Origin of the sequence: Candidatus Oscillochloris fontis (genome assembly GCF_004138135.1) — a bacterium.
GTDB lineage: Bacteria > Chloroflexota > Chloroflexia > Chloroflexales > Chloroflexaceae > Oscillochloris > Oscillochloris fontis.
On record NZ_RYFD01000050.1, the window covers coordinates 1 to 15,209 of the forward strand.

11 protein-coding genes and 1 tRNA gene are annotated in these 15,209 nt (G+C 56.6%); 4 read left to right on the forward strand and 8 right to left on the reverse strand.

Going from position 1 to position 15,209, the window contains the following annotated elements:
- The 8 genes from EKD03_RS15415 to EKD03_RS15450 all read right to left on the reverse strand — a co-directional run.
- Positions 1–1,230: hypothetical protein (locus EKD03_RS15415; protein WP_202976801.1), on the reverse strand; the 1,230-nt coding region annotated here is incomplete at its 3' end.
- A gap of 1 nt (position 1,231) precedes the next feature.
- Positions 1,232–3,358 carry a response regulator gene (locus EKD03_RS15420; RefSeq protein ID WP_129632823.1) on the reverse strand — a complete coding sequence of 709 codons (2,127 nt, stop codon included), beginning with the start codon at positions 3,356–3,358 and terminating at the stop codon, positions 1,232–1,234.
- Between the two features lie 24 nt (positions 3,359–3,382).
- Positions 3,383–4,147, reverse strand: coding sequence for a response regulator transcription factor (locus EKD03_RS15425; RefSeq protein WP_161569282.1), 765 nt, complete (start codon positions 4,145–4,147; stop codon positions 3,383–3,385).
- 46 nt (positions 4,148–4,193) lie between these two features.
- Positions 4,194–5,834 (reverse strand): PAS domain-containing sensor histidine kinase, encoded by a 1,641-nt coding sequence (locus EKD03_RS15430; RefSeq protein WP_129632829.1) that lies wholly within the window; start codon positions 5,832–5,834, stop codon positions 4,194–4,196.
- A 192-nt stretch (positions 5,835–6,026) separates the two neighbouring features.
- A complete protein-coding gene (locus EKD03_RS15435; RefSeq protein ID WP_129632832.1) occupies positions 6,027–7,094 on the reverse strand; it encodes an HD domain-containing phosphohydrolase in 1,068 nt (355 codons plus the stop codon).
- 121 nt (positions 7,095–7,215) lie between these two features.
- A complete protein-coding gene (locus EKD03_RS15440) occupies positions 7,216–7,878 on the reverse strand; it encodes a response regulator (RefSeq protein ID WP_129632835.1) in 663 nt (220 codons plus the stop codon).
- Between the two features lie 8 nt (positions 7,879–7,886).
- Positions 7,887–9,170 (reverse strand): sensor histidine kinase, encoded by a 1,284-nt coding sequence (locus EKD03_RS15445; RefSeq protein WP_129632838.1) that lies wholly within the window; start codon positions 9,168–9,170, stop codon positions 7,887–7,889.
- A gap of 4 nt (positions 9,171–9,174) precedes the next feature.
- Positions 9,175–11,823 carry an ATP-binding protein gene (locus tag EKD03_RS15450; protein WP_161569283.1) on the reverse strand — a complete coding sequence of 883 codons (2,649 nt, stop codon included), beginning with the start codon at positions 11,821–11,823 and terminating at the stop codon, positions 9,175–9,177.
- A gap of 418 nt (positions 11,824–12,241) precedes the next feature.
- Between EKD03_RS15450 and EKD03_RS15455 the strand changes: the two genes are divergently transcribed.
- The 4 genes from EKD03_RS15455 to EKD03_RS19190 all read left to right on the forward strand — a co-directional run bounded on the left by EKD03_RS15455 (position 12,242) and on the right by EKD03_RS19190 (position 15,104).
- Positions 12,242–12,958 carry a DUF4388 domain-containing protein gene (locus EKD03_RS15455; RefSeq protein ID WP_129632844.1) on the forward strand — a complete coding sequence of 239 codons (717 nt, stop codon included), beginning with the start codon at positions 12,242–12,244 and terminating at the stop codon, positions 12,956–12,958.
- Between the two features lie 109 nt (positions 12,959–13,067).
- A tRNA-Leu gene (locus EKD03_RS15460) sits at positions 13,068–13,153 on the forward strand.
- 369 nt (positions 13,154–13,522) lie between these two features.
- Complete coding sequence (locus tag EKD03_RS15465) at positions 13,523–13,720, forward strand: hypothetical protein (RefSeq protein ID WP_129632846.1); 198 nt, start codon at positions 13,523–13,525, stop codon at positions 13,718–13,720.
- Between the two features lie 40 nt (positions 13,721–13,760).
- A complete protein-coding gene (locus EKD03_RS19190) occupies positions 13,761–15,104 on the forward strand; it encodes an SEC-C metal-binding domain-containing protein (protein WP_238613547.1) in 1,344 nt (447 codons plus the stop codon).
- Positions 15,105–15,209: the final 105 nt, after the last annotated feature.

Below are 15,209 nucleotides of genomic sequence, written 5' to 3' on the forward strand. Positions count from 1 at the left end.
GTGGCTCGTCCATAGCGGTAGTATGCCGGATTCTACTGATTCTCGCAACTCAGGAGTGACCCACCCTGAACGGATACGGATACTCCCGATCCCCCATGTGCGCGGCTGGGTGCAGTCGTTGGCCTGGATCAGCCCTTGCATCTCACCATCCAACAGGATGGGTATTAGCAGGCTTGATAGAATGCCATTCTGATCAAAGAGTTTCTGGAATGCTGGATACTCACTAAAACGCCCACACACATTCCCTGCAAAACCATATCCGGCATACAGCGACTTCTTTAGGTTGGTGGGCATTGTGGCAAGTTGTTCGGGGCTGGGGAGGATTGGTTCGGCTACATTGGGGCCAATGACATAGGTGACAACATGAAATGATCGTGGCTTGGGTTCTTCACTCCGTTGATAGAGCACAATATGGCTCGCGTCGGTCGCTCCGCGCAGAATGTTCAAGATCTGTTTGATCAAAAAGAGGTGCGCCTCTGGCGTCTCTTCACGTTGGGCTAATAACATCTGCGAACAACACGCTAAGGTTTCAGCATAGCGTAACTGACGACTTAAGTCATTGGTCGTCTGCTCGAGTTTGAGTGTGCGTTCCTTAACGCGCTTCTCTAGGGTGGCGTTAATTTGATCGCGCTCACCTAAGGCTTGTTCTGTCGCATGCAGGCTGATATTCAGCCGGTTGAAGGCCCAAAAGATGAGACCGGACAGAAAGGCACTGATTGCAGCGGTAAAGACTCCCTGCGCGAACAACATGTTCGGATCAACCATGCTCACGGCTACTGTTGCGATCAGGTCGGGTGGCTGGTGGGCGAAGATGCTCAGCCCCAAGATGAGCGTAACTACTCCCAAGAACCAGAAGATGATTGCTGGGCGGCGTCCCAGCAATAGCGCCGCCATGATTACATCGGTGAAGATCCCGATCCGTCCCGTCGTCACTAAGCCGGTGGTCATCAACAGGTAGGCATGGAAACCGATGCCTAAGGTCAGGAAGACGGTGGTGCGCAGACGGAAGGAGATGTTGGGGACAAACGTGATGACCGCCAGGGTACCATAGTAGGTGACATCTGTCAGGATCTTGGTATAGTCATCCTGTTGGATGGCCTGAAGGATATCAACAATCAGCGAAGGCAGTGAGAAGATCAGGATTGTTGGTAATAAGACAGCCAGAGCCTTCTCGCGCCATGCTCGTAATGCAGGGCTTTCGGCTGGCTCAGGGGCAAAGAGGGTTTCCATACTAACCCTCGGCTGCTAATGGTACATAGAAAGCGAAGATGCTCCCTACACTTGGTTGTGAGGCAACTGCCGTCCAGCCGCCATGGCGGGTGATCAACTCACGAGTGATCGCTAATCCTAGCCCGGTGCCTGGAACACGGGTTTGGTTCTGGACGCGGTAGAAGCGCTCGAAGAGGTGTCCAATATGCTCTGGGGCAATGCCGATCCCTGTATCTACCACCCGTAACCCCGCCCAGGCTCCGCTATCACTGGGGTTGTAATCGGGCCACTCCTGGGCGTTGAGATCACTGTTACTCGGATCAATCCGCCGACATTCACAGCTAATCTCTCCACCCTGGGGCGTATACTTGATCGCATTACTGATCAAGTTGCGTACACACTGCCCCAGGTGCGCCGGATCACCATGCAGAACGATCTGTTCCTCTAGGATGAGTTCAAGCTGTAGATTCTTGCGCTCGGCCAGCGGGCGCAACTGCTCGGCCTCTTGGCGCAATACATCCGCGAGGTTCACCCGCCGATCCTCGATGCGTAACTGGCCACTATCAATCCGGCTCAGTTCCAGAATATCCCCGATCAGGTCGTCGAGCCGCTCAACCTGTGCCCGTACCTCTCGGATGAGTTGACGCCGTTGATCATCTGTTAGCCGATCATACAGGGTATCCAGATTGCCACTATGCAACGCGATGATCGAGAGCGGGGTGCGTAATTCGTGTGAGACATTCGAGATGAACTGATCCTTCATCCGCTCAGCCACTTTGAGCGGCGTAATGTCGCGCTGGATACTCACCATCCCGATGGGCGTGGTGGTGCGCTGTGGGTCGAAGATCGGTGCCACGGTCAAGGCCGCATCGTAGGTGCTGCCGTCACGTCGGCTACTTAAAACCTCACCGCGCCACATGCGCCCGGTTCGCACATGGTTGCGAATAGATCGGTAGAGTAGTGAGGCGCTCTCGTCCTGCTGGATGGTGTACCACGAGCGTCCGATCATCTCGCTGCTACTGTATCCTGTCAGGAGTGTGGCTGAAGGATTACCATAACTGATAGTGAATTCTGCATCGGTGACGATCACGGCCTCACCGAGTGCTTCTAGGATCGCCTGAGTACGGTCGCGTTCCGCCTGAAGTTCATTCGTGCGCATCGCCACCGTCTCTTCCAGATGTTCGGCGTGCCGCTGGAGTTGCTGGTGTAACAGCGAGGTCTCAATAGATTGACTAAGCGCACTAATCAGGCTTTGGGCGAAGGCGCGTTCCTGCATATCGAGCATGCGATTATCGGAGGGCAGCAGGGCAATCATTCCCGCTACTTGGCCCTTAATCGTAATCGGGGCAATTAAAGGAACTTTGCCATAGTAGCGCATGAGCCAGTCGGTGGCGGCGGGTGGTGCTGTGTCGAGGGAGGTTCCCCGATAGACCCAACTTGTGGTCGCTTCGTCATTGATCAGGATCTGCGCTTGTTCCACAGTGATCAGCGCCACCGGATCTGGCTCAGGGTTTGGCTCGGCAATGACCCGTGCCTGCATCAGATCCATGTGTGGTTCGAGCAGCATCCAGGCTTCCGACCGCGCAAGATCAAGCGCCTGAACCAACACGGTACATGCATGGTGCAACGATTCTTCGGCGTGATGGCTGGTCTGAAGTTTTGCCGCTGTGGAGATAATAAAGGCATTCAGCAGCGACAATTCACGGTTGCGCCGCATCATCTCTTCTTCGACCCGCAGGCGTTGGGTACGCTCTTCGAGCAGGCGGCGGTAGCGGTTGAGGCGCAGGATCGAACCTACCCGGGCGCGCAATTCAATGAAGTCAATCGGTTTGGTGATGAAATCATCCGCCCCGACCTCCAAACTACGCAGCCGTGACTCGGCATCATTGAGTGAGGTGATCATGATCACTGGCACCTCGGCCAGCAATGGCTCAGCGCGGATGCGCTGGCAGATCTCCAACCCATCGGTGTCGGGTAACATCACATCCAGCAGGATGATGTCGGGCGGTTGGGCGAGGGCCGAACTAAGTGCCTCACTTGCTGAGGCCGCAATCATCACCTCACATCCCTGACTCTGTAAGGTTCGCTGCATCAAATGGCGGATCACCGGATCATCATCAACGACTAGGACGTGACCGCTACGGATCATCTCACTTACCCTTCGCGCAGGTCGTCACTCCGGCTCAACCAGCCGATAACCAACCCCACGCACATTTTCGATACAGCCCATCTCACCTGTGGCATAGCCTAAACGGCGACGCAACAAGCGCACAATTGGGCGCAGTAGGCTACTCGCTTCGGCATCATCGGTGTTGAGTGAGTGGCTCATCTGCACAATCTCGTGGGGCGGTACCACCTGCCCGGCGCGTCGCGCCAGATACTCCAACACCCGAAATTCACGTGCCGACAGACTGATTTCATTCTCGCGTAGCCAGACTCGGTGCTGCCCCGGTGAGATACGTAATGTCCCCACTTCGATCAGATCTGCAATCGCTTCACGCCCCCCACCCAGCACTTCAAGTTGTGGTACGTGTGGCACCAATGGCCCCTCGTTCAGTTCGCGTGCCCGCCGCAGCCGCCCCTCAACCACGGCAAGCAGATCCTCTGGTTTGATCGGTTTGGTTAGATAGTCATCAACCCCAAGTGACTTCCCATACCGAATGTCACTCGCCATCGCCCGTGCCGTCAGAAAGACAAATGGGATGCGTAATAAACGCGGCGTGCCACGCACCCGCTCGAAGAGTTGATACCCATTCATTTCCGGCATCGCAATATCGGCGAGGATGAGATCGATTGAATCCTGCTGGAGTCGTTCGAGTGCCAGGTGTCCATCCTGCGCGGTGATCACGGTGTATCCAGCCGCTTCGAGCGCCATCTGGATACCCATCAGCAGTTCTGGCTGATCATCAACGATCAGAATTGTGGCCTGGTTTGTCATACATCTCCATCGCATATAAGGCAGGAGAGCAGAAGTAACGCTGTCACTACAATACCGTATGGTTGGCACGAGAGAGTGCAGTCTCTGACTTGATCGGCAGATGGACACTGAAGATCGAGCCATAACCGGGGCGGCTCTCCACACTAATCTTGCCCCCCATCAACTGACACAGATGCCGACTCAGTGTCAGCCCCATGCCAAGCCCACCATAGCGCCGAGTCGAGGAACTATCCGCCTGAATGAACTGATTGAAGAGATCCTCAACTTGATCTGGTTGAATACCGATCCCTGTATCACGTACCGCAATCACCAACATGGTATCAGTTTCGTTTGGCTTTTGCAGTTCAACCGTACAGGTAATCTGGCCATCTTCAGTAAATTTGCACGCATTCGAGATCAGGTTGAGCAGTACGCGGCGTACCTTAGTCGCATCAATCATAACGAGGCCGATCTCATTGGGGCAGACAAGGATCAGGCTGTTATGGTTCAGTGCGGCTAAGTTCTGGTTAGCATTGATGAGGTGCTGTATAAATGAGGCCAGATCTACATAACTGTAGCTCAAGTCCATCAGGCCGCCCTCAATCCGCGAGAGATCGATCACATCATTGATCAGATCGAGCAGATGTTGCCCAGCGTTACTGATCTGATCAATACTCTCCTCAAGGTCGGGGCGCTTGAGTTGCTTAATATCTATGCTCAAGATCTGGCTATAGCCCAGGATGGCATTCAGCGGGGTTCGTAGTTCGTGGCTCACATTGGCAATAAAGCTACTCTTGGCCCGATTCGCCGCTTCGGCACGATCAACAAGATCGCGTTGGCTCTCCAACATCTGCGCATTGCGCAACGTTAGGCGAATCTGATCGGCGGCGGCTTGCATCAACTGCTCATGCGCGGCGCTAAAATGGCCCACCGCATGATGCCCCATGGTGATCACGCCCAGGATGCGGATTCCATCAGGGATGGGAATGACGAGTGCCGAGCGAAACAGATCGGTCTGGGAATCACGCCACCAACGCGGATCTTCCCATGTATCATCAACTCGTGCAGGTTGTTGTTCGCGTGCGACCCATCCAGCCAAGCCATGCGCTAAAACATCGTGGATGAGTGTGAAATCATGTTCATATTCATCACTGCCATTGGAGAAGAAGCTCTGCATGGGGCTGCCGTCTTCGCGCAACAGGATCATACTGCTATACTCGGCGCTACAAATATCACTGGCAGTGCGCAGAATAGTACGCAGTGCGGCCAGCAATGTTGGTTGGGCAGCACCAACGCGGGCCAGTGCGACCAAATGCTCAAACAATGCCTTTTGGGCTTCGAGTTCTTCTTTGGCCTGCTTGCGTAACGAGATGTCGCGCAGCACCACCATATAGCCCCTCCGTTTTCCATAACGATCCGCAAACGCCGAGATCCGCATATCGAAGGTGCGCTGCGCACTTCCTTCACCTTGGCTGAATTCCAGAATCGTTTCGGGATCATGGATCTGCGGTGGGTTGATCGTGGCCCATACGGGGCAAATGGTCGCAAAAGGGTGTCCGATCATATGCTGCGTGCGCCAACCGAAGATATGTTCGGCGGCCGGGTTGAGATCGACAACCTGTTGCCAGTGGTTGAGGACAACCACTCCGTCACTCATCTTTTCGATTACCTGACTACGGGCGATTGGTACGACTGAGCGGAGGTGCATACGATGATCGCCCTAGATACAAAAGAGCCCACTCAGTGCAAAGAGCAGCGGGATCAACTAAAAGGAATTGCATTCGCGATCAGATTGTTACGAGTGCGGAAGGGGTTGGTGATGGCCGAACACAGCGAGGGTGAAAGGCGGCATATCGGGCAATTCCGCACCCATCACTCCTTCAGGAAGCCCCATCTACCTCTACTGTGATACCGCATAGGCCCGACTGAGTAACCCATCTTGCTCCAGGACTTGGACAAGGGCATCGAGCACCTGTGGGTCGTAACGGGTACCCTGATGGCTGCGTAGTTCTTCTACCGCCCGGTTAATACTCCATGCATTCTTATATGGGCGTTCGTGCGTAAGTGCATCAAAGGCGTCTGCTACGGCAACGATCCGCGCCGAGATCGGTATCGCGGTGCCCTTAATTCCATGCGGGTACCCTGCCCCATCCCAGCGCTCATGGTGGTAGAGTGCAATCTCGTGGGCTACTTGGAGGAGCGACAGCCGACTGCCTGCTAACAAACGCGCCCCAATTGAGGTGTGCGCCTTCATCTGCTCCATCTCTTCGTGAGTCAGCTTACCTGGTTTGAGCAGGATCTGATCGGGGATGGCAATCTTTCCCACATCATGCAGCGGGGCCGCCAGCCGGATCAACTCCACCTGCTCATCATCCAACCCCAACACCCGTGCGATCATCGCCGAGATGCGCCCGACCCGTAGCGTATGTTGGCCGGTGTTCTCGTCACGGTACTCAACCGCCTGGGCTAAACGGCTGATCACCTCCATCTGGGCCTCGTCCAGATCACGTAGCCCCTTCTTCACCTGTACCCCTAGTTGCTGATTCTGACGCTGGATCTGCCGGTAGAGAAAGCGCGTCTCCAACAGATTCCAGATCCGCAACATAATCTCGATCTGATCAAAGGGCTTGGTTAAGAAATCTTTCGCTCCCAGTGCCAATGCCCGCCGCCGCGTCTCGGCTGTCGAGTCGGCGGTTAATACCAGAATCGGTAAATACTCACCCTCTGAGATGCGCCGCCGGAGCAATTCCATGATCGCAAAACCATCAATGCCGGGCATCAGCAGATCAAGCAAAATAATATCGGGGTGGTACGAGGCAAACGTAGGAATGACTTCATACGAATCGCTTACACTACGGATGTTGGTAAAGCCTTCGCGCCGCAGCACCAGTTCTAAGAGCCGGATGTTGACATCTTGATCATCAACGATCAGGATTCGTGCAGAAAGTAGGGTGTCGGCTAAAAGCATAAACATACTCCCATAATGTCTAGTAGTAGCTGTAGTATATCTGTCTTGATGTTACGATGGCGTCTGTAGGTTGGCCAAAAAAATATAGGCCATGTGGCATATAATTCTTAAAAACCTATTATTATTTGAGCAACCCAAGATCTATCGCCCGCACAGCGGCCTGGGTGCGATCAGAGACGCCGAGTTTGGCGATGATATGCTCGACATGAATCTTTACCGTGCCAATGCTAATACTCAGGATCTGCCCAATCTCGCGGTTGGTCTTGCCCTCGGCGATCAGTTGCAAAACTTCCTGTTCACGCCGCGTGATCTGGATCGGGCTGGTCGTATTCGTCTCATGGCTCGTAGCAAGGCGCTGGAGCAGTTGCACCGTCATCGTGCCATTGATGAAGGTCTCGCCGCGTAAGACTTGACGTACCGCCGCTACAAAAGTGCGGCGGGTCGAATCTTTCAGCACATAGCCGACCACCCCGGCGCGCAACGCCTCCACTAGGTAGTCGGGATTCTCGTGCATCGTCACAATCGCTACGCGGGTTTGGGGCGCAATCTGCCGGATGATGCGGGTGGCGGCAAGCCCATCAAGTTGGGGCATGCGAATATCGAGCAACGCGAGGTCGGGCTGAAGCACTTGACACAGATCAACTGCCTCTTGGCCATTGGTTGCCTCGCCCACCAACTCAAAATCGGTTTCACTCTCAAGCATCGCTCGGAGGCCAATCCGGGTAAATTCGTGGTCGTCGGCAATAATCAGGCGGTAGCGCTTACGCTCCGGTTGGTTGTTCATCAACTCGCTCATGTATGGTGCTCTGGTGGAGTCTCACTACTTAAGGGGAGGGTAACCCAGATGCAGGTTCCTTGGCCTAGTTGGCTCTCGATGCGATAGTTACCACTCCAGAGCCGTACCCGCTCCTGAATGCCGAGTAATCCCACATGACTACCCGGTTCGCTCATGGCTGTCGTAGGTTGCGTGCTAAAGCCACACCCATGATCCTGAATTCTTAACTCGACCCGCGAGGAGTGGCGTTCAATACAGATCTCGGCCTGGGTGGTACGCGCATGTTTACGGATGTTTGTCAGCGCCTCCTGACAGATGCGAAAGAGGGTTGCTTCTAACGTCGCTGGAAGGCGCTGTTCACCTAGGTTCTCTGTGTAGGTGATCTCCCAACCCTCATTGCGCAGGCTACTCACCTGCATATGAATGGCTTGTACCAACCCAAAGTCATCGAGTACCGTGGGGCGCAACCCGGCGATCACCCGGCGCGTCTCGGTGACACTGGCTTGTACCATCTCAACCGCCCGATCCAGCGCGGATCGGGCGCGTGGGCTGCGTGGCCGGTAGAGATCGGCCAGAATGTGGAGCTGCTGGAGTGCCCCCAACATCATCTGCCCCAAGCCATCGTGGAGTTCATAGGCGATCCGCCGCCGCTCTTCCTCCTGCGCCCCGATGAGCCGGTCAAAGAGTTCTTCTAACTGCTGCTCACGCTCACTCAGTCGTGCTACCAGGGTGCTCTCATCCTCATGGTGTTGCACGCTCTGGATGGCGGTCGCTAATTGGGCTGCGAGGAGGTGCAGTGCCTCTAGGTCATCACGATCCGGTTGGTGGATGGTGGCGGGGTTGAGTAAGAGTAGCATACCGAGGGGTTGCCCGTTACTCGAAATGAGGGGTAGATAGACGTGTGAGATGCGGTGTTCGCTGCTGGCTTCGGGGGTCGTGCTCAGAATCATCGGTTCGCTGATCTGAATCGCTCTGAGGACGCTATGACTTACCCGAATTGCATGCAGCAGATCGGTGCTGAGTTGGCTCTCTGGAGTCAGTTCATCCCCGATCCGTGCCCGTTCGACCAGCATCCCATCAGGGCTACGTAGAAAGACACTGCCCCGTTCATAACCGCTGAAGGTTGTCGCCCGTACCAAGGCTAACTTGAGAAGGCCGTCAAGATCACGCGCATTGACCAGATCATGGCCCATCTCCACCAACAGCCGAAAGCGTACTGCTCGTTGCTCTGCTGCGCGGTAGAGTTCACGCAGTTCGCGCGCATAGGCGACACTCTCGGCATGCAGGTGTCCAGGCTCCATCTAATTAGTACCCCTCCTCAATTGGGTAACTGCTTACCACAATATCGAGCGATTGGGTGTAGGTCTGGCCGACCTGCATACCGAGGGTCGCTAAATCATTGAGCGTACTGTGATGTCCTTGCTCAATGATCGTTTCGCACAGGCCAGTTAAGGCCAGCGCACCCAACCGTCGCCCCTGCTCCACAACACACTGGGCATAGGTGACGATCCGTTCGCGATCTCCGCTCTTAGCGGCACCCTCTAAGCTAGAGACCTGGAGACCCAAATCTTCGCGCCATAACCGCAGTACATTACGGATCGTCTGTTGCGAGTTGTCGCCCATACTGGCCTCAAGCCGCAGGAAGGCGTTCCAATCAATCAATGGGACGTGCTGCCGCACGGGGGTGGGCGGAACCTCGGCCACTGCTTCGTGGCGTTGGCCAAGTGCCCGAATGAGTACGGATCGCAGATCCTCAAGTTGGGCCGGTTTGGTGAGATAATCATCCATTCCGGCTGCCAGCGCCTGTTCACGATCATCGGCACGCGCCTGCGCTGTAAGTGCGATGATATAGGGCTGTTTGATGCGCTTGCCATATTCGCGAATGGCCCGGCTCGCCTGATCGCCATCAAGTTCTGGCATCTGCATGTCCATCAATACCACATCATAGGGCTGATTGGCTACGGCATCAATTGCGGCAATCCCATCCTCGACCACATCGGCCTCACAGCCCAAGCGCTCCAAGAGGTGCAGCGTCACGGTCTGGTTGATCGGGTTGTCCTCTGCTATTAGAACCCGTAGCGGATGTTCGCGGAGCATCTGTTCAAGATCGATCTCACTCGCGCCATATGCGGTATTTGCGAGGGGTGCATCAACTGATTGTAGCGTGAGATTCAGCGTAAAGGTTGATCCACGCTCCGGTACACTCGTGGCGGTCAGTTTACCACCCATCAGTTCAGCCAGTTGCCGACTAATCGCCAACCCCAACCCCGTTCCTCCATAGCGACGGGTGGTGGAACTATCGGCTTGCACAAAGGGCTGGAAGATCCGCTCCATCTGTTCAGTACTTATTCCGATCCCCGTATCACGTACCTGAATCTCAATCAAGTGGAAGCCATCGGCTTGCGGGTAGTTCTGCGCACTCAGAACAACCTCACCATAGCGCGTAAACTTGATCGCGTTGGAGAGCAGATTGACAATAATCTGGCGCAATCGGTTCACATCGCCATAGACCAGTGTTGGCAAATTCGGACTCACCTCGCTCTTGAGGTGCAGCCCATGGGTTGCAGCCGCATGCGCAACCATACTCAAGGTCTCAGTCAGGCAGGTATCGAGGCTAAATGGTTGGGTCTCTAAGACCATCTGCCCCGCCTCAATCCGCGAAAGATCGAGGATGTCAGTAATCAGTGCGAGGAGCGTCTTGCCACTTGTACCAATCGTGGTGGCATACTCACGCTGCAATTCAGAGAGTTCGCTATTGAGCAGCAGACTACTCATCCCGATCACCGCGTTGAGAGGGGTTCGGATCTCGTGGCTCATCATCGCCAAAAAGGCCGATTTGGCCTTATCAGCCGCTTCGGCGGCCTCCTTGGCTTCAAGCAGCGCTTGGGCAGCTTGCCAACTCTCCACAAAGGTGATCAGCATCTCCGCAGCGGTGCGCACAAAACGCACCGCTATCTCGTCCCACTCCCGCACTTGATGATGATCATTAACACTAATATGCCCCCACCACATCTCCTGATTGATCAGGGGCTGAAAGATGATAGAGCGTATCTGATTCTCATCAAGGTAGCGTTGAAAGGCGGGATTCGCCCCAAAGCGGGCGACCACGGGGCCATTAAAATAGCTGTGTGCTTCAACAATACTAGAGAGCTCGGTGGGGAAATCGAGCAATTCTTGCTTGGTTGAGGGGCGCTGCGGTGGGATATCGGGGCCATCGGCTGATGCCAGTAACTGCATCGAGAGTACCCGATCAAGCAACTCTTTATTCGGTTCAAGGTAGTAATAGAAGGTGACCCGATCCGCCTGCACGGCTTGGCGCATGATTTCAAGCGCTTGCGCCAACGTCTGCTGGTAGGCGTGTAGGCTTGAACTGCTACTCAGCAACACACTAGAACAGTTTGCCAACGCTTCGGCATAGCGTAACTGCTGGGCAGCCATCGCTTCGGCTGCAACCCGGGCGCTAATATCAGTCTGGATACCAATAAAACCAGTACAGATATGCTGCATGTTAAAGATCGGGCTGGTCGTGAGTTCGTTCCAATAGAGAGTCCCATCTTTGCGCTGATTGCGTAACACTACCGTGCATGACTGTTGCTTCTGGATCGCCGTATCAAGAACCAGCAACGTCGCACTATCTGGATACGGGCTGCGCAATATCTCGACGGGTTGACCAATTAGTTCCTCACAGCTATATCCGGTGAGGTGGCTAAAGGCTGGATTAACATAGATGATCCGGTGATCGCTACCCTTGAATTGGGTAATCACGACCGCTACCGACATCGCTTGTAACCCATGATAGAGCATCTGGTTGGTCTCACCAAACTGCTCAAGTTGGTGTTGTTGCTGATCAATCTGTTGCACGAGATGATGGTTATTCTGGCTTGCTGAACGGATATGGCTGTGGAGTTGGCTCAACAACATCATCATGATTAGCGCCAAACCGCCCCCACTCATAAGTGTGATGAGGCTCCTGGATGGCATTATACCCGATGGTTCAGCCTGGATCACCCAACCAAAACCGACCACCAAGATGCTAAAAATTGTTACAATCCGTATGCCAGTTTTAGGATGGGTAGAGAGCATAGACATCATCTTCTGAACCAAATAAACCAACCAATCCTCCATTTGGGCCTTGTCTTGACTCTATATCTGTGTATCCTAGAATTGATCGGGGAGTGTGTCAATATGTATTTTGTGACAGTTCGATCATCAACTCATTGCCCCACCTTCGACACACAAGCGTATCAAAAGCGTTACACAAGCGGCATAGATCTACGAACCTTCACGCAGTATAGTGACCAACAACGGTAAGGTAAACACGACGACGGACATACAATCATAGCCTCTAGGGCTCTAGCGACGGAGAAGAACGATGGCACTCGAAGGAACACTCACAGATATGCCCCTCGCGGATATGCTGGAGGTTTTTCATACACATCATCGCTCAGGGCGGCTTCTGCTTAGTCGGCAGGAGGAGCGCGGCCTGATCTTCTTCGGCGAGGGCCGCATGATCGATGCGCTGCTGGTCACCGATATTGAAGGTAACAATGTTATCCACGCTGAGGATGCTATCCTCCGCCTTCTTGAGTGGCGCGAAGCCGACTTCTCGTTCGAGCACGACCCTAGTGTGAACGAGCGACCGCGCCGTGTAACGCACGACATTGATTGGTTCCTAGCGGCGGCTCGTAAGACCAACCCGCCACCACTGAATCTGAGCACACGCTTACAGCCCGCCAAGCCAACTGCGTCTTCGGCTGGCCCCTTCAACCTCAGCGCCGAAGAGTGGCGCTTGGTGGGGGCACTCTGGCCGCAGCGCACACTCGGTATGGTCTGTGTGGAACTCGATCTCAGCCCCCAGAAGGTTCTTTCGCTGGCCGATGCGATGTTGCGCCGTGGTCTACTCACGGTGGCAGAGGATGTCGAAGCACCGCGTGCCCCCGCACCGCGCCCCGCTGCCGACCAGGCGCGCCCGATGATGGCAGTTGCTCCGCTCAAGCATATTGCGCGCACCCAGCCTCAGATGCCCCAGGAGCCGATGGTACAGAGCCACTTGCTCAAGGCGATTATTCGCCGCGTGCGTACCTTGTAGTCCGCGTGTCAATCCTTACCGTTGCACCACGCGCCCCCGCTCCTCATACGAGGAACGGGGGCGTGGTGCATATGCGTAACATTTGGTATAATACCCCTGCTTACCCCATGCCGGAGTGGCGGAATGGCAGACGCTGCGGTCTTAAAAACCGTTGGGGGCAACCCCGTACGGGTTCGAGTCCCGTCTTCGGCACCAGCATCACAAAGCCCTAAAACGCCTCCCGGACAAGTTAGCCCTACGGTTTCTGGAAGCCAATCGTGTAGCCAAAGTAGCGGTTTCTGGTTCTGGGCTATAAGGGCGAAGGGCGAGACAGCGTGCGAGGCTTGTGGGCAATGGATGAAGGGGCTGGCATCTGCCCGACGCCGGCCCCTTCGTCATTTCAAGGTGTGCCGTGGACGGGCGTTGCGGGCATCTGCCGCTCACGGTGGGCCAGCGGCAGATACGCCCTGGATGGGCAATGACGCCCCCTTTCGCCTTGCGGTTTGCGGTATCATCTCTTCTTTGCCGATCTTTCGCCTGGGGAGCCGATAACCGCACCGATTTGTGTAGGTGGGGAGGCGACCAATGGAACGTACGGACATCCGCTCACGCCTCACGGTTGAGTACTGGGACAAGCTGCCCGAGTCGAAGCTGGAGCTGATCGGCGGCAAGCTGGTCGCTGGCAATAGCCTTGTCGGCAGCCGCTGCCTGCTCTGGACAATCCTCCAGTCGTGCGGGCCGCGAGCCGCGCTGCCTTTCGCCCCGGTCGCCCTATGGCGCTAGGCGCTCACCTGTAACGCTTGCCATAATCTTCGAGGAGCTTATGAAAGTCGGACGCAACGACCCCTGCCCCTGCGGCAGCGGCAAGAAGTACAAGAAGTGCTGCCTGGCCAAGGACGAGGCTGCGGCGCGGCAGCCCGCCCAGGAGCGGGCCACGGCGCTCCGTGCCGTCGAGCCCCTTGCCAGCGACGACTCGTTCGCCGGTCTCCCTTCGTACACCCCGCCACCGCCGCCCGATCCACGCCCCTACAGCCCCGAGGAGGCCGCCCGCGAGGAGCTGTGGGAGACCTTCGAGGCCGCCGACGCCGCCGAGCAGACCGCCCTATTCCGGCGCGCCCTGGCCGATGGCCTGCTCGACGACGAGTACGCCTATGAGATGCTCACCCATCTGCGCAACGAGGCTGGCCCCACGCTGTGGGGCGCGCTGGTGGAGGAGTTGCGGGCCGCCCGTCCCGACCTCTACGCCCACAGCGCCCCCTACTACCTGGAGTGGCAGATCGCCGACGCCCTCGCCGCCGGCCACTGCGATCGCCTGCCCGCCCTCGCCGCCGCTCTGGCCGCGACCGCCGGCGACGACCTCGACATGTTCTACCTCTCCCGCGACCGCCTGGCCTACCACGGCCACCTGGCCCTGCTCGCCGAGACGATGGCGCAGGCATGGCCGCTGGTGCGGGCGTCCGACAAGTTTATCCCCGGCGCGGACGAGGAGTTCGCCGCTGAGGTGCAGCAGATCACGATGCTCGCCTACCTCAATCGCACGGTCGCGCCCGGCGCCGATGACCCCGCCCTCCTCGCTGACGTGGAGCAGTTTGGGCCGGTGGACTTCCCTAATGCCCTTGCCGACCAGATCGCCCTCATCACCGGCCAGGCAGACCGGCCCTGGGATCGCGCTGATGACCCCGAAGATACGCGGATCAACCGGCTCGGCTTCCGCTTCCAGGGCGAGTTGGTCCGTCGCTGGGGCATGCCGCTCGGCCGGGCCGAGTTGGCTCGGGTCGCTCTGCTCACCTACATTGCCGAGCGGCGCGACCCGGACTCGTCGATCGCTCAGGTGGTGAGGCGGCCCAAAGGCAAGCAGAAGTCGACCGCGTTGACGGCAGTTGACATGCTCTGCCCCGACCGCGAAAGCCTGGATCGCTACGTCGCCCAGAAACTGAGCTTCCTCTCATCCCGGGTGATCGAGGCGGCAGTGACGCTGGAGGCCGTGCCGGCCTGGCTCTGCTTCCTTTACGATCAGGGGCTCATGACCGCAGAGCGGCGGGCAGACGCGCTGCACGACCTTGGCAAGCTTGTGCAGCAGGCAGAGCCGATCTGGGCGCAACATCCCTCTGACCCAGCCCTCGGCCCGAATATCCGCGCCGCCTGGGAGCGCGCGGCGGAAGGGTAGCAGTCGCCAGCATGGGGCTGGCGCTGAGCCGCGAGCAGAGCGCGGCGCCGTGGCATGGTACACTGCTCACCGAGAAGACCGACGCGCTGGACTGCCCCAGATGTG